The organism is Actinomycetospora chlora, from assembly GCF_039542135.1.
GTDB classification, from domain to species: Bacteria; Actinomycetota; Actinomycetes; order Mycobacteriales; family Pseudonocardiaceae; genus Actinomycetospora; species Actinomycetospora chlora.
In genome coordinates, this window is the sequence record NZ_BAABHO010000013.1 from 99,197 (window position 1) to 113,311 (window position 14,115).

The 14,115-nt window shown below is 74.8% G+C and carries 16 protein-coding genes; 9 read left to right on the top strand and 7 right to left on the bottom strand.

Annotation, left to right across the window (positions count from 1 at the left end; all coding sequences use genetic code 11):
* The first annotated feature begins 22 nt into the window (after positions 1–22).
* Positions 23–466 (top strand): cyclodeaminase/cyclohydrolase family protein, encoded by a 444-nt coding sequence (locus ABD994_RS10485; RefSeq protein WP_345413842.1) that lies wholly within the window; start codon positions 23–25, stop codon positions 464–466.
* 6 nt (positions 467–472) lie between these two features.
* Here the strand turns inward: ABD994_RS10485 and ABD994_RS10490 are convergent, their stop codons facing one another.
* On the bottom strand, positions 473–1,141 hold the full coding sequence (locus ABD994_RS10490; protein WP_345413844.1) for a GntR family transcriptional regulator: 669 nt from the start codon (positions 1,139–1,141) through the stop codon (positions 473–475).
* An 89-nt stretch (positions 1,142–1,230) separates the two neighbouring features.
* On the opposite strand from ABD994_RS10490, the gene ABD994_RS10495 reads away from it, so the two are divergent.
* Entirely contained in the window at positions 1,231–2,595 is a 1,365-nt protein-coding gene (locus ABD994_RS10495; protein ID WP_345413846.1) for an L-serine ammonia-lyase, read from the top strand.
* 13 nt (positions 2,596–2,608) lie between these two features.
* Positions 2,609–3,457, top strand: coding sequence for a formyltetrahydrofolate deformylase (gene purU, locus ABD994_RS10500; protein ID WP_345413848.1), 849 nt, complete (start codon positions 2,609–2,611; stop codon positions 3,455–3,457).
* Between the two features lie 7 nt (positions 3,458–3,464).
* On the opposite strand, the gene ABD994_RS10505 is transcribed toward purU, so the two are convergent.
* The 3 genes from ABD994_RS10505 to ABD994_RS10515 are packed head-to-tail and all read right to left on the bottom strand — an operon-like array spanning position 3,465 to position 5,650.
* On the bottom strand, positions 3,465–4,259 hold the full coding sequence (locus ABD994_RS10505) for an IclR family transcriptional regulator (RefSeq protein ID WP_345413850.1): 795 nt from the start codon (positions 4,257–4,259) through the stop codon (positions 3,465–3,467).
* Between the two features lie 16 nt (positions 4,260–4,275).
* Positions 4,276–4,455, bottom strand: a complete 180-nt coding sequence (locus tag ABD994_RS10510; protein WP_345413852.1) for a hypothetical protein — start codon at positions 4,453–4,455, stop codon at positions 4,276–4,278.
* Positions 4,456–4,504: 49 nt separating this feature from the next.
* Positions 4,505–5,650, bottom strand: coding sequence for an aromatic ring-hydroxylating oxygenase subunit alpha (locus tag ABD994_RS10515; protein WP_345413854.1), 1,146 nt, complete (start codon positions 5,648–5,650; stop codon positions 4,505–4,507).
* A 312-nt stretch (positions 5,651–5,962) separates the two neighbouring features.
* Between ABD994_RS10515 and ABD994_RS10520 the strand changes: the two genes are divergently transcribed.
* Positions 5,963–7,138 (top strand): NAD(P)/FAD-dependent oxidoreductase, encoded by a 1,176-nt coding sequence (locus ABD994_RS10520; protein WP_345413856.1) that lies wholly within the window; start codon positions 5,963–5,965, stop codon positions 7,136–7,138.
* Between the two features lie 28 nt (positions 7,139–7,166).
* Here ABD994_RS10520 and ABD994_RS10525 read toward each other — a convergent pair whose 3' ends face one another.
* Positions 7,167–8,594: an MFS transporter gene (locus ABD994_RS10525; RefSeq protein ID WP_345413858.1), complete on the bottom strand. Its 1,428-nt coding sequence runs from the start codon at positions 8,592–8,594 to the stop codon at positions 7,167–7,169.
* 184 nt (positions 8,595–8,778) lie between these two features.
* Here ABD994_RS10525 and ABD994_RS10530 point away from each other — a divergent pair, with 184 nt between their 5' ends.
* Positions 8,779–9,126 (top strand): bifunctional 3-phenylpropionate/cinnamic acid dioxygenase ferredoxin subunit, encoded by a 348-nt coding sequence (locus tag ABD994_RS10530; RefSeq protein ID WP_345413861.1) that lies wholly within the window; start codon positions 8,779–8,781, stop codon positions 9,124–9,126.
* A 15-nt stretch (positions 9,127–9,141) separates the two neighbouring features.
* Here the strand turns inward: ABD994_RS10530 and ABD994_RS10535 are convergent, their stop codons facing one another.
* Together ABD994_RS10535 and ABD994_RS10540 are read right to left on the bottom strand one after the other, a co-directional pair.
* On the bottom strand, positions 9,142–9,954 hold the full coding sequence (locus ABD994_RS10535; protein WP_345413863.1) for an amino acid kinase family protein: 813 nt from the start codon (positions 9,952–9,954) through the stop codon (positions 9,142–9,144).
* Positions 9,951–10,802 carry an amino acid kinase family protein gene (locus ABD994_RS10540; protein WP_345413865.1) on the bottom strand — a complete coding sequence of 284 codons (852 nt, stop codon included), beginning with the start codon at positions 10,800–10,802 and terminating at the stop codon, positions 9,951–9,953. The genes ABD994_RS10535 and ABD994_RS10540 overlap by 4 nt, the downstream gene beginning before the upstream one ends.
* Positions 10,803–11,016: 214 nt before the next feature.
* Here ABD994_RS10540 and oxdA point away from each other — a divergent pair, with 214 nt between their 5' ends.
* From oxdA to ABD994_RS10560, 4 genes are all read left to right on the top strand, one after another.
* Positions 11,017–12,066 (top strand): aliphatic aldoxime dehydratase, encoded by a 1,050-nt coding sequence (gene oxdA / locus ABD994_RS10545; protein WP_345413867.1) that lies wholly within the window; start codon positions 11,017–11,019, stop codon positions 12,064–12,066.
* 90 nt (positions 12,067–12,156) lie between these two features.
* Complete coding sequence (locus ABD994_RS10550; RefSeq protein WP_345413869.1) at positions 12,157–12,696, top strand: L,D-transpeptidase; 540 nt, start codon at positions 12,157–12,159, stop codon at positions 12,694–12,696.
* A gap of 45 nt (positions 12,697–12,741) precedes the next feature.
* The gene (locus ABD994_RS10555; RefSeq protein ID WP_345413871.1) at positions 12,742–13,599 is read left to right on the top strand and encodes an isocitrate lyase/phosphoenolpyruvate mutase family protein; all 858 of its coding nucleotides are present in this window, start codon (positions 12,742–12,744) and stop codon (positions 13,597–13,599) included.
* A gap of 13 nt (positions 13,600–13,612) precedes the next feature.
* On the top strand, positions 13,613–14,074 hold the full coding sequence (locus ABD994_RS10560; protein ID WP_345413873.1) for a group II truncated hemoglobin: 462 nt from the start codon (positions 13,613–13,615) through the stop codon (positions 14,072–14,074).
* The last annotated feature ends 41 nt before the right edge of the window (positions 14,075–14,115 follow it).

The window sequence follows — 14,115 nt, forward strand, 5'->3', positions numbered from 1 at the left end:
CGCCGGCACGAGGAGGGGGTCGGTGAGCGAGACGGAGCTCCCCGCGGTACGGCACCTCGCCCTGGGCGCGGCGCTGCTCGGGACGGTGGTCCGGCGCGCCGAGGACGCGGCCGCGGCCGAGCAGCTGGAGTCCGAGGTCCGGGGGCTCGGTGTCCCGGCGCCGACCGACGCGCAGGCGGTGGCCCGCACAGGGGTGCGGGTCATCGCGCTGGCCGTCCGCGCGCTCGACCTCGCCGAGACGGTGCGCCCGGCCGGCCCGCGGGCGGTGATCGGGCGGGTCGCCGCGGCCGCGGAGGCCCTGCGCGCGGCGCTGGGCACCGCACGCGTCGACGTCGAGGTCGCGCTGGCCGACGTCGCCGATCCGGCCGTGCGCGAGGAGCTCCTCACGGCCGTCGACCCGGTCGACGACGTCGTGCTGCGCGCGGCGAAGCTCACCGCGGTGGTGCGGGAGCAGATCCCGCGCTGACTCCCCTCAGATGACGGCGCGGATCGCCTTCTCGAAGCCCTGGACGTGCTGGCGGGCGCGGCGGGCGGCGACGTCCGCCTCGCCGTCGGCGATCGTGCGCAGCAGCCCGGCGTGCTCCTCGACGTGCGAGACGAAGTCCGCCATCCGGTCGAGGAACAGGCAGAAGATCCGGGTCGCCAGGTTGTCGTAGCGCACGAGGGTGTCCTCGAGGTGCGGGTTGCCGGCCGCGCGGTAGATCGCTCGGTGCACCCGCATGTCCCAGCGCATCAGCTCGTCGCGGCCGAGCTCGCGGACGTCGAGCGACTCGGTGGCGTCGGCCAGGTCGCGCAGGTCGGCCCGCACCGCCTCGCTCGCGCTCTCCGCCGCCCGGCGAGCGGCCAGCGGCTCGAGCTGCACCCGGATGTCGGAGATGTAGGCGAGGTCGGTGATGTCCACGGCCGTCGCGAACGTGCCGCGCCGCGCGTACGAGACGACCAGCCGGTCGACCTCGAGCCGCTTGAGCGCCTCCCGCACCGGCGTGCGCCCCACCTCGAGCGACTCCACCAGCGCGACCTCGTCGATCGGCGCCATGGGAGGGATCTCCAGCATGATCAGCTTGTCCTGGATCGCGGCGTAGGCGCGTTCCGACAGCGACAGCGGGGGGCCGGAGTCCTGCTCCACGGGTAGCACGCTCACACGCGGAGCCTACAACAGACGGAGCAGTCCTTCTCTGTTACGCGCACGACTGATATATTAACTGAACATCGCACGAGCGGGAGGTGTCCGTGGCCGTCTCGGTCTTCGACCTGTTCACGGTGGGGATCGGCCCCTCCAGCTCCCACACCGTGGGGCCCATGCGGGCCGCCTACCTCTTCGCGTCCCGCCTGCACGACACCGACCGGCTCGCGCGCGTCGCGTCGGTCCGCTGCGAGCTGTTCGGCTCGCTGGGGGCGACGGGGCACGGTCACGGCAGCGTCCCGGCCGTGGTCCTCGGGCTTGCCGGCGAGCAGCCCCACCTGGTCGACCCCGTGGCGGCCGGGCCGATCGTCGCCGGGGTGCGGGCGGACGGGAAGTTGCGCCTGCTCGGCGAGCACCCGGTGGTGTTCGCCGTCGACGACGACGTCGTGCTGCACCGCACCCGCCGGCTGCCGTTCCACAGCAACGGCATGGTCTTCACCGCCCGCGACACGGCGGGGGAGACCGTCGAGCGCCGCGAGTACTACTCGGTGGGCGGCGGGTTCGTGCTCGACCAGGACGAGACGGGGCAGTCCGTCATCCGGGAGGACGCCACGCCCGTGCCGCACCCGTTCGCGAGCGGGGACGAGCTCGTCGCGATCGCCCGGGCGCACGGCCCGCGCATCAGCGACGTCGTGCTGGCCAACGAGGCGGCGTTCCGGCCGGAGGCGGAGACCCGCGCCGGGCTGCTGCACCTCTGGGCGGTGATGCGCGAGTGCGTGCGGCGCGGCACGTCGACCCACGGCGTGCTGCCCGGCGGGCTGCGCGTGCGCCGCCGCGCGGCCGACCTCGCCCGCCACCTCGACGCCGAGGGTGCCGGCGCCACCGACATGGACCGGGTCACGCTCGACGCGCTCGCCGTCAACGAGGAGAACGCCGCCGGCGGCCGGGTCGTCACCGCCCCCACCAACGGGGCGGCGGGCATCGTGCCGGCGGTGCTGCACCACGCGGCGCGGACGCTGCCCGGGTTCGACGACGACGCCGTGGTGCGCTTCCTGCTGACCGCCGCGGCGGTCGGGCAGCTGTTCAAGCGCAACGCGTCCATCTCGGGGGCCGAGGTCGGCTGCCAGGGCGAGGTCGGGTCGGCGTGCTCGATGGCGGCCGCGGGGTTCGCCGAGCTCCTCGGCGGCACGCCCGAGCAGGTGGAGAACGCCGCCGAGATCGGCATCGAGCACAACCTGGGCCTGACCTGCGACCCGGTCGGCGGCCTCGTGCAGATCCCCTGCATCGAGCGCAACGCCGTCGCCTCGGTCAAGGCGATCACCGCGGCGCGGATGGCCCGGCGCGGCGACGGCGTGCACCACGTGTCGCTGGACAAGGCGATCCGCACGATGCGCGCCACGGGCGCGGACATGAAGGTCAAGTACAAGGAGACGGCCCGGGGCGGGCTGGCCCTCACCGTGGTGGAGTGCTGAGGAGACGGTGGCCGTGACCGACTCGTTCGTCCTGACGCTGAGCTGCCCGAACCGCACCGGCATCGTGCGCGCCGTGAGCAGCCACGTCGCCGCGCACGGCGGCGACATCGTCGAGCACCAGCAGTTCGACGACCCCGTGGGCGGACGCCTGTTCCTCCGCACCCGCGTCGCGCTGCCCGCGGGCGGCGACCTCGACGCGATCGCCCGCGACTTCGCGCCCGTGGCGCAGGCCTTCGCCATGGAGCACGCGTTCCACGCGCCGCGGCCCGTCCGGGTCCTGGTCATGGTGTCGCGGGCGGCGCACTGCCTCAACGACCTGCTGTTCCGCTGGCGCTCGGGCAGCCTCGGCGGCGAGCTGGTGGGCGTGGTGTCCAACCACGAGGACCTGCGCGCCATGGCCGAGTCGGCCGGGCTGCCGTTCCACCACGTGCCCGTGACCCCGGGCACGAAGGCCGACGCGGAGGCCGAGCTCCTGCGGATCACCGCGGCGCTCGACGCGGAGCTCGTCGTGCTCGCCCGCTACATGCAGGTCCTCTCCGACCGCACGTGCGCGGCCCTGCGCGGGCGCGCGATCAACATCCACCACTCGTTCCTGCCCGGCTTCGCCGGCGCGAAGCCCTACCACCAGGCCTACGACCGCGGGGTGAAGTTCGTCGGCGCCACGGCCCACTACGTCACGGCGGACCTCGACGAGGGACCGATCATCGAGCAGGAGGTCGTGCGGATCGACCACACCCACGACCCGCGCGCCCTCCAGACCGTCGGGCGGGACGCCGAGGCGCTCGCGCTGTCGCGGGCCGTGCGCTGGCACTGCGAGCGCCGGGTGCTGGTCGACGGGCACCGCACGGTGGTGTTCCGCTGAGCCGCCCTCACCCGGCGCGGTGGCCGAGCTTCGCCGAGAGGTCGGCCGCGCCCTCGCGCAGGTCGGCGACGATGGCACGGGCGCGCCGGCGCGGCAGCCTGTAGACCGGCCCGGTCGCCGAGAGCGCCGACGAGACGGTGCCGTCGGCGGAGAACACGGGCACGGCGACGGCGTGCATGCCGACCTCGAGCTCCTCGAACGAGCGCGCGTGGCCCTCGTCGAGCACGCGGGCGAGCTCGGTGCGCAGGTCCGCCGCGGCCACGATGGTGTCGTCGGTGAAGCGCTCGAGGCGCCGGCGCAGCAGCCGCCGCCGGTCGTCCTCGGGCATCCACGCGAGCAGGACCTTGCCGGCCGACGTGGCGTGCAGGGGCGAGCGCAGCCCCACCCAGTTCTGCGACGTGATCGCCGCGGTGCCGTCCTCCTGCGCGACGGTGATGCCGGCCTCGCCGTCGGTCACCGCGATGTTGACGGTCTCGCCCAGCTCCTCGGCGAGACGCTGGCAGACGGGCTGCCCGAGCCGCGCGACGTCGAGCCGGCCCGTCGCGGCGGCGGCGAGGCGCACGACGCCGTAGCTCAGGGCGTACTTGCCGCGCTCGCCCTGCTGCTCGAGCAGGTGGCGCTGCTGCAGCGCCCCGACCAGGCGCGACGCGGTCGACTTGTGGACCCCGAGGGCCTCGGCGATCTCGGTGATCCCGAGCTCCCCGTCGGCGGCGACCAGTTCGAGGATCTCCAGGGCCCGGTCGACGGACTGCACCGCGGAGCCCTGCTCGGCGCCGCCGTCGGCCGCTCGTCTCCCCGGCATCCGGTCACGCTACCGGTCAGTCGGTCTCGTTCTCGATGGCCCGCGCGAGCTCCACGAGCAGACCCGGCAGCCGTGCCGCGCACGGCGGGCAGACGCAGCCGCTGCCGTGGACGTTCAGCTCGTCGGCGATCCGGAACGCGTCGCGGTACTCCCGCGTCCCGACGTCCGACGGCTCCGACTCCGGCGTGGTGGACATCCGTGCTCCCCTTCGTCCTGCTCTGTCGGTCCTGCGCTGGCGGTCGTGCTCAGCCGACCCGGGCCCGCACCCAGTCGTGGAACTCACCGATGTGGTGCTCGCTGGGCACGAGCACCCCGCCGCGCGCGTAGGAGCGCGAGTCCATGGACAGCTGGCAGCGCTCGCAGGCGTCGAAGTCCTGCTGGTTGACGCGGTGGAACAGCTCCACCGAGCGGTCGATGTCCGCCCCGGACGCCACGACCTCGGGGAGGTACAGCCAGTCGCACACGACGTGGGTGCGGTCGGCGGCGAGCGGGAACATGCGGTGGAACACGACGTGGTCGGGCACGAGGTTGACGAACACCTGCGGGCGCACCGTGATCGCGTAGTAGCGGCGGTCCTGGTCGGCGCCGACGCCCGGGATGCGCGCGAGCCCCTCCGAGCCGTCGACGGTGAAGCCGTGCACCTCGTCGCCGAAGGCGGCGCCGTGGCCCACGAAGTACTGCGCGGCGAGGCCGTTCGCGAACTCCGGCAGCACCTCGGTGAGCTCGGGGTGGATCGTGCCGCAGTGGTAGCACTCCATGAAGTTCTCGACGATCTGCTTCCAGTTCGCCTTCACGTCGTAGGAGATGCGCCGGCCCAGGGCCAGGTCCGCCACCTGGTAGCCGACGATCGCGTCGGGCGACCCGAGGCGGGCGGCGACGTCGGCGACCACGGTGTCCTCGAACGACGGCGGCTCGTCGGCGAGGCAGAGCCACACGTAGCCGAGCCACTCGCGGCTGTGGACGCGGTGCAGCCCGAAGGCCGAGCGGTCGACGTCGGGCATCTCGCGCAGGTGCGGCGCGGAGACGAGCGAGCCGTCGAGCCCGTAGGTCCACGCGTGGTACGGGCACTGGAACGACCTCCGCACGGTGCCCTTGTCCTCGGTGCAGATCCGCGCGCCGCGGTGGCGGCAGACGTTGAGGTGGGCGCGGACCGCGCCGTCGCGCCCGCGGGCCACGATGACGCTCTCGCGGCCGACCTGGACGGTCTCGAAGTCGCCCGGCGCCGGGATGTCCGCGGCGAGCACCGCGCAGGACCACCCGGTCTCGAAGATCAGCGCCTGCTCGGCGGCGAAGATCGTCGGGTCGGTGTAGTACCGGCCCGGCAGCGTCTCCCGGAGGCTCGCCGGCAGCGGCGGGGAGACGAGCTCCGCAGCCATCTCTCCAGTGGTCATGGGTTCCCTGCTCCTCGAGGACGCAGCGGTGGGGAAGGCTCGACGGCGAGTGTGTTGCGTATTGAGAGACGTAGGCGCTCAATGCGCAACACACGGTCCGCGACCCGGGGATTGCGTGTCAAGGGTCCGCGAGGAGGAGGACCACTCGGCGAGTGTCGGGCTTCGCTCCGGGGCCATCCCTTGACAAGGAGGGAGACGTCTCGGAGCGTCTGCGGTTGCGGAAGAATCACCGAGTTGCTTCATCCGCAACCTCGCCACTCCAGCTCGTGGGGTGTCCTCCACACCGGTCCGTCCCGCGTCCCAGGAGCGGCCATGCACACCATCGCGATCGTGGGCGCCTCCGTCGCCGGGGTCCGCTCCGCGGAGGCACTCCGCCACGCCGGCTTCGACGGCCGGCTCGTGCTCGTCGGCGACGAGCCCCGCCGGCCCTACGACAGGCCGCCGCTGTCCAAGGCGTTCCTCGACGGCAGCCTCGAGGAGGACGCGCTCGGCCTGCTCGACGCGGCCGACGACGCGGAGCTCGCCCTGGAGATGCGCCTCGGCGTCACCGCGACACGCCTCGACCCGGCCGGCGCGCGCCTCGCGCTCTCCGACGGGTCCGACGTGGTCGCCGACGGGGTCGTCGTCGCCACCGGCGGGCGGGCCCGGCGCCTGCCGGGCACCGAGGACGTCGAGGGCGTCCACACCCTGCGCACGCTCGACGACGCGCTCGCGCTGCGGACCGCCCTGCGCGGCGGTCCGCGCGTCGTCGTCGTGGGGGCCGGGTTCATCGGCGCCGAGGTGGCGTCGACGTGCCGGTCGATGGGCCTCGAGGTCACGGTCCTCGACGGCCTCCCACTGCCGCTGGAGCCCGTCCTGGGCGCCCGCATCGCGCGCGGCTGCGTCGACCTCCACGCCGCCCACGGCACCGACCTGCGCACGGCGACCGCCGTGGCGGGCCTGGTCACGGCCGGCTCGGCGACCGGAGGGCGTCGCGTCGTCGGCGTCGCGCTCGGCGACGGCAGCACGGTCGGGGCGGACGTCGTCGTGGTCGGCATCGGCATCGCCCCGCACACCGGGTGGCTCGAGGGCTCGGGGCTCGCGCTGGGCGACGGGGTGCGCACCGACGCCGGCATGGTCACCGACGTGCCCGCCGTCGTGGCGGTCGGCGACGCCGCCCGCCCGCCCGGCGGGCGCCACGAGCACTGGACGAGTGCGGGCGAGCAGGCCGCGGTCGCCGCGACGAACCTGCTCGCGGGGTGCACGCGGGCCACCGTCGACCCCAGCGGCTACGTCTGGTCCGAGCAGTACGGGCGCGTGCTCCAGCTCGCCGGGCACCCGGCGGCGCACCACGACGTCGAGATCGTCGACGGCGACGTCGCGGCCGCGCGCTTCACCGCCCGGTTCGCCGACGCCGAGGGCCGCACCACGGGCGTCTTCGGCATGGACGACCCGCGCGGCTTCGGGCGCCTGCGCCGCCGCGAGCTGCGCCGCCCGGTAGCGGTCTGACGGTGGGTTGACGACGGCCTGACCGGCGTCAGCGCGGCGGCTCGAGCGGGATTCCGTCCGCGTCCGTGTCCGGCGGCGGGAGCTCGGCGCTCGACGTCAGCGGCGCGGCGCCGGCGAGGGGCCGGCCCGCGGACTCGGGCAGGAACGCCACCGTCACGACGCCGACGACACCGGCGGCCACGAGGTAGTAGCCCGGCCAGTCGAGGTCGCCGGTCGCGGCGGTGGCCGCGGCAATGACGGTCGGGGCGGTGCCGGCGAGCAGCGACACGGCCAGGTTGAACGTCAGCGCGAGGCCGCCGTAGCGCACCAGCGTCGGGAAGAGCGCGGGCAGCGTCGACGGGGCGACCGCGGCGAAGCACACGAGCGCCGCCGCGATCAGCGCGAGGCCGCCGAGCTGACCGAGCAGCCCCTGGCGCAGCAGCCAGACCGACGGCAGACCCAGCACGACCAGCAGGAGGCTCCCGGCGAGCAGCACCGGGCGGCGCCCCACCCGGTCGGACAGCCGGCCCAGCGACGTGACGACCGCCAGCATCCCGAGCATGACGAGCACCTGGAGCGCGGTCGACGTCGCCGTGCCGGTGCCGTCCTCGCCGTGTTCGACGAGCGTGCTGGTGAGGTAGGTGGGGACATAGTTCGTCAGCACGTAGTTGGTGACGTTCCACGCGGCGACGAGCCCGCCCGCGACGAGCATGGCCCGCCGGTGGCGCCGGGCGAGGATCTGCAGGGCGCGGCGCAGCGGCATCGTCGCCAGGGCGGGGGAGCGCTCCATGAGCTGGCGGAACGCGGGGGTGTCCTCGAGGCGCAGGCGCAGGTAGACCCCGACGACGCCGAGGGGCAGGGCGAGCAGGAACGGCAGCCGCCAGCCCCAGGCCAGCAGGGCGTCGTCGGGGAGCAGGGCGATCAGCGCCGCGCTCACCCCCGCGCCGAGGGTGTAGCCGGTGAGGGTGCCGAACTCGAGCCAGCTCCCGAACAGGCCGCGACGCCGGTCGGGGCTGTACTCGGCGACCATCGTCAGCGCCCCGGTGTACTCCCCGCCCGCCGAGAACCCTTGCAGCATCCGCGGCACGAGCACCAGTACCGGGGCCGCGGCCCCGACGGCGCCGTGATCGGGCACGAGGCCGAGCAGGACCGTCGACGCGGCCATCAGCACCACCGTCGCGGCGAGCACGCGGGTCCGCCCGACGCGGTCGCCGAGGGGACCGAAGAAGAGGCCGCCGAGCGGGCGCACGAGGAAGGCCGCGGCGAAGGCGCCGAGGGTGTAGACGGGCGCCCAGGGGCCGGCGTCGGGGAAGAGGACCCGGTCGAGGACGGCCCCGGCCAGGTACGAGTAGATCCCGAAGTCGTACCACTCGGCCACGTTGCCGACGGCCGCCGCGGCCGTCGCGCGGCGCAGGGTGTGCTCGCCCTCGACGGCCCGGGCCGCGCCGCCGGACGGCGCCCGCCCGTGCTCGGTCATGCCGCTGCGCTCCCCGGTCGGCCGTCACATCACTGACATATCAGCGTCACATCAACACGCCACGTCAACAGCGTCGGTCATCGGTGCGACATCCGCCAGTACCCCATTGACGCCGATCTGGCGAAGCCTCACCCTGATGTTGCGGATAGCAAGACTCGATGCGCAGATCGCAACAGGAGCCGGAATGATCTACGTCGCGGAACTGACCGACATCCTGGTGGGGGAGTCGGTGCGGGTGGAGGGCTCCGTGCCCATCGCCGTCTTCAACGCGGACGGCGAGCTGTACGCGATCGACGACACCTGCACCCACCAGGACGCGTCGCTGTCCGACGGGTGGCTCGAGGGGTGCGCGGTGGAGTGCCCGCTGCACGCGGCGTGCTTCGACCTGCGCACGGGCCGTCCCTCGGGGCCACCGGCGAAGAAGCCGGTGCGCACGCACGCGGTGACGGTGGTCGACGGCCTCGTGTACGTCGAGGAGTCGGTCGGCGCCGACGCGCCCGTGGGCGTGGAGGCCTGGGCGCAGGCCTCCTGACCCGCGGGCGCGCCCTCAGCCGGCGGTGACGGTGACGCCGCCCCGCCCCTCGAGGGCGCCGGTGAGCCCGCCGGCGCCGGTGCCGTCGACGAGGGTCACGGCGCGGACGTGCTGCGCGAGCTGCAGGCGTTCGAGGGCGAGGCGGTCGATCGGCAGGTCGCCGTCCCGCGCGAGCAGCTCCTTCGCCGAGACCTCGTCGGGCAGGCCCGCGAGCGCGGCCTCGTCGCGGACGTAGACCAGGCGCGCGGCGCCGTAGGCGTCGGCGAGCAGCAGTGCGCCGGTGTCGGTGCGGTGCACGGGCAGCCGGCCCGACGACGTCGGGAACTCGTGCACGCCGTAGGGCGGGTAGCCGTTGGAGACCGCGGCGTGGGCGGCGGCGAGGTGTACCGGCAGCTGGTTCGCGACGGTCTCGTGCGGCAGGTACGACACGCCCTCCGCGGCGAGCAGCGCCGCGACCAGGCGGCCGTTCTGCTCGGACTCCGTGGCCGCGAGGCCGGCGAGGGCGCCCGCGGGCAGGCCGAGGTCGAGGCCGATGCCCAGCACGTGGCGGGCCCGGATGCCGGCACCGGTGAGCACGAGCAGCCGGTGGTCGCCGCTGGCGATGAGGCCGCGCAGCTCGTCGACGAGCGGGAGCAGCACGTCGTGGCCCCGGTCGACGATCGTCGAGCCGCCGAGCACGACGACCTCGAGCCACGGGAGCAGGCGGACCCGCTCCGCGCGCTCTGGCGCCGCGGCGCGGACGAGCTCGCGGTCGAGCAGGGTCTGGCGGGCGAACGCGGACTCGACGTCGCGGCCCGCGCGGTCCTCCGGGTGGACGGAGCGGGTCATCGGGAGCCTCCGTGCTGGTCGTCGCTGGAGATGATCGTGCCGACGTGCTCGCCGGCGAGGGCGCGGGTGAGGTTGCCGGGCACCAGGCCGTTGATCACCTGGACGGACCGGACGTGGCGGGCGTCCCGCAGCAGCTCGAGCATGCCGCGCTCGAGGACGAGGTCGGGCAGCTCGCGGGCGAGCAGCTCGTCGACGGTGATCTCTCCGATGAAGGTCGCCGACGGGTCGGTCTTGGGGTTCGCCGTGTACAGGCCGTCCTCGTCCTTGACGAAGATCATCTGGCGGCAGGCGTAGGTCTCGGCGACGAGGTAGCAGCCGGCGTCGGTGCGGTAGGGCGGGATGACGCCCTCGTGCGGGACGCGCTGCCACAGGGCGTAGGGCGGCATGCCGGGGAAGACGGCGGCACCGACCTCGGCGAGGCGCAGCGGGATCGTCGCGAAGGCGTTCGGCTCCACGACCGGGATGCCGTGCTTCGCGAGCAGGTAGCCGAGCATCGTGGCGTTCTGGCCGGCGACCGCCGACCCGATCTGGGAGAGCACGCCGGTCGGCAGGCCGAGCCCGTCGGCCAGCGCGTAGGCGTGGCGGGCCCGCGTCCCGCCGCCGGTGCCGATGAGCATCCGGTGCTGCCCCGTGAGGCCGACGATCTCGTCGACCAGCGGGAGCACGGCGGCGCGCCCCCGGTCCATGACGCTCTGGCCGCCGATCTTCAGCACGCTGACCTCCGGCAGCACCGGGGTGTCGGGTGCGGAGTCGCTCACCGCGGCCAGGCCGGCGTCGTCGAGCGAGCGGCTGCTCAGCAGGTCGGCGAGCTCGGCGAGCCCCGCCGCACCGCCCGGGGGCACGGACACGCGGTCCTCCTGTCGTCGAGTGAGGCCGCCGGCCCTGGTCACCGCGAGGGTAGGGGTGGCGGCGCCGGGCCCGCCGGAGCCGGCCGGTCCGCACCTTCGGCGGGCGCGGGACGCCGCGGACGTGGTCGCGGGCCGCGGGGTGCCGCGGTCGACGCGTCCACGGACCGCTCGCCCGATGGTGTGATGTGACCCATACCGGACGAGGGAGGCGCTCGTGGAGTCGGCGATCGACACGCACCTGCAGTGCCCGCGCACGCTCACGCGGCGGGCCGGCGAGGATTACCGGCCGCCGTTCCCGGTGTGGGTGGCGCGGGCGGGCGAGGACGTCACGCAGGTCGTCATGGGCTACCTCGGCGTGCAGTACCGCGGCGAGGAGCACCGCGACACGGCGTTCGCCGTCCTCCGGCAGATCGTCGACCAGTTCGGGCTGCCCGACGGCCCGGGCACGTGGGACGTGACCCACCACCGCGACGCGGCCGGCGCGGACAACCTCGTCGCCGTCGGGTACTGGCGCGACCCCGGGACGTACGGACGCTGGCTCGCCCGGCCCGAGGTGGCCGGCTGGTGGGACGCCGACGAGCGGCTCACGGGCGACGTCGGGGTGTTCCGCGAGATCCTCTCCCCGCGCGTCGACGGGTTCGAGACGCTCTACCCCTTCACCGACCGGCTGCCCGGCGTCGGCGGGGTGATGGACGGGGTCAGCGACGAGATCGAGGAGCACGCCTACTGGGGCTCCATGCGCGACCGCATCCCGCGCTCGCAGACCGACCGGATGCGGCCCTCGGGGGAGCTCACCGCGCAGGGCGGTGGGGGGCGTGTGGTCGTGCGGGGCCACGACGACCTCGCGCTGATCCGATCGGGGCAGGACTGGTCGGACGCTGGGCCGGAGGAGCACGAGCTCTACGAGACGGAGGTCGAGCCGGCGCTGCGGGCGGCGATGGACTTCCTGCGCGACCGCGGGCAGCGTCTCGGCTGCTACAGCAACCGCTACGTCCGCTACATCGACCTCGACGGCACGCCGCTGGACAAGACCTACGCGATCTCGCACTGGCGCTCGCTCGACCGCCTCGAGCAGTGGGCCGAGACGCACCCGACACACCTGCGCGTGTTCGTCGCCTTCGTGAGCCTCGCGCGGCGGTTCACGACGCTGCGGCTCTACCACGAGGTCTCGGTGGTGCGGGCCGACGAGCAGTACTACGAGTACGTCAACTGCCACCCCGCGACCGGCCTGCTCCGCGACGCGACGGTCCCCGGCCCCTCCTGACGACGGGCGCCTGCCGGGGTGGGTCCATACTCGGGCGCGGTGGCAACGCATCGCAGGAGTGGCCGGCGCCCGGGCCTCCTCGTCGGGGGAGTGGCCGGGGGAGCCGTGCTCGCCCTCGTCGTCGCCGCCGTGGTGGCGCTGCTCGGCGCCGGTGGTCACACCCCGGCGGCGCCCGCGGCCCCTGCCGTGGTCCCTGCCGCGGCGCCGGCCCCCGCCGCCTCGGCGCCGGCGGCCCCGGCCGGGATCGCCGACCGTGCCGCCTGCCCGCCCGAGGTCGTGGCGTGCGTCGACCTGCGGACCCGGCAGAGCTGGCTGCAGCGCGACGGCGCGGTCGTCTACGGGCCGGTGCCGTTCCTCCCCGGCGACGAGACGGGCCGGGTGCCGCCCGGCCCCACGAGCTCCGCGACACCGACCGGGCTGTTCCACGTCGGGCGCAAGAACGCCGACCAGGTCTCGAGCGAGTTCGACGAGCCGATGCCGCACGCGGTGTTCTTCGCCCCGGGCGGCATCGCCTTCCACCAGGGCAGCCTCGCCGGGTCGTCCCACGGCTGCGTCCACCTCGACGCCGCCGCCGCGACGGCCTACTTCGACCACCTGCGCCGCGGCGACGAGGTGCTCGTCTTCAGCTGACACGCTTCGGCGCCCGCCGCAGTGACACCGCCCTACGGTGACCTCGTGACCACCGTCGGGGACCGTGCGACCCGCTTCGCGCGGGCCCACCACCAGCTCTTCCTCATGCCGAACGCCTGGGACGCGGGCAGTGCCCGGGTGCTGGCGGCGCGGCCGGGCACCGTCGCGCTCGGGACGTCGAGCGCCGCCGCGGCGGCCGTCGCGGGCCGGCCCGACGGCGAGGCGATCGGGCGCGAGGCGGCGCTCGCCGCGGCCGCTGCCGTGATCGGCGCGGCGGGCGACGTGCCGGTCACCGTCGACCTCGAGGCGGGCTTCGGGTCGACGCCCGAGCAGGTGCACGAGACCGTCGCCCGGGCGCTCGCCCTCGGGGCGGCCGGGGTGAACATCGAGGACACCGACCCGGCCACCGGCGACCTGCGGGACGTCGGGCTCCAGACCGAGATCGTCGCGGCGGCGGCCGCCGCCGTCGCCGGGGATTCGCCGGACGCGGTGCTCAACGCCCGCACCGACGTCTTCTGGAACCCCGTGGGCGAGCCCGCCGAGCGGCCCGGTCTCGCCGCCGCGCGCCTCGCGCGCTACCGCGAGGCCGGCGCCACCTGCCTGTTCGTGCCGGGCGTCCAGCGCACCGGGGCCGAGCTCGGCTCGGTGGAACGCCTGCTGGGCGAGATCGGGAGAGCCGCCGACGGCGTGCCGGTCAACGTCCTGGCGTCGAGCGACCTCGACATCGACCTCGCGGCGCTCGCCGCGCTCGGCGTGCGGCGGATCAGCTTCGGCTCGTCGCTCTACCGCGCCGCGCTCGCCCGGGCGCTGGCCATCGTCGACGCCGTGCCCGCCGGGTGGGAGGCGCTCGCCGACGCGGACGCGCTGCCCTACGGGAGGCTGGCCGCACTGATGGCTCGGTGATTACGTTGTTGCAATGACTCCGACGCTGTACGCGTGGGCCGGCGGCGCCGAGGCGTTCCGCCGTCTCGTCGACGCCTTCTACGACCGGGTGGAGGGCGACGACCTCCTCGCCGGACTGTTCCCCGGCGGCGTCTCCGAGGAGCACCGCGCACACGTGACGCTGTGGTGGATCGAGGTGTTCGGCGGGCCGGCCGACTACACCGCGACCCTCGGGGGCTACGAGCGGATGCTCGCCCACCACCGTGACCTGCGGATCACCCCCGAGCAGCGCCGCCGCTTCGCCGAGACGATGAGCCGCGCGGCCGACGACGCCGGCCTGCCCGACGACCCCGAGTTCCGCGCCGCGTTCGTCGGCTACGTCGAGTGGGGCACGCGGCTGGCGATGCACAACTCCCGGCCCGACGCGGCCGTCGTCGAGCACGCCCCGACGCCGCGGTGGGGCTGGGGCGTCGCGCCGCCGTACCAGCCGTCCTGAGCAGGCCGCGACGACGGCGGTCGACCGACGGATGCGCCGGG

Excerpts from the sequence above, each read along its gene's own strand:
- ABD994_RS10520 (WP_345413856.1), top strand. The coding sequence starts at position 5,963 with ATGCACACCATCGCGATCGTGGGCGCCTCCGTCGCCGGGGTCCGCTCC.
- ABD994_RS10525 (WP_345413858.1), bottom strand. The coding sequence starts at position 8,594 with ATGACCGAGCACGGGCGGGCGCCGTCCGGCGGCGCGGCCCGGGCCGTC.
- ABD994_RS10530 (WP_345413861.1), top strand. The coding sequence starts at position 8,779 with ATGATCTACGTCGCGGAACTGACCGACATCCTGGTGGGGGAGTCGGTG.
- ABD994_RS10515 (WP_345413854.1), bottom strand. The coding sequence starts at position 5,650 with ATGACCACTGGAGAGATGGCTGCGGAGCTCGTCTCCCCGCCGCTGCCG.
- ABD994_RS10505 (WP_345413850.1), bottom strand. The coding sequence starts at position 4,259 with ATGCCGGGGAGACGAGCGGCCGACGGCGGCGCCGAGCAGGGCTCCGCG.
- ABD994_RS10560 (WP_345413873.1), top strand. The coding sequence starts at position 13,613 with ATGACTCCGACGCTGTACGCGTGGGCCGGCGGCGCCGAGGCGTTCCGC.
- ABD994_RS10535 (WP_345413863.1), bottom strand. The coding sequence starts at position 9,954 with ATGACCCGCTCCGTCCACCCGGAGGACCGCGCGGGCCGCGACGTCGAG.
- ABD994_RS10510 (WP_345413852.1), bottom strand. The coding sequence starts at position 4,455 with ATGTCCACCACGCCGGAGTCGGAGCCGTCGGACGTCGGGACGCGGGAG.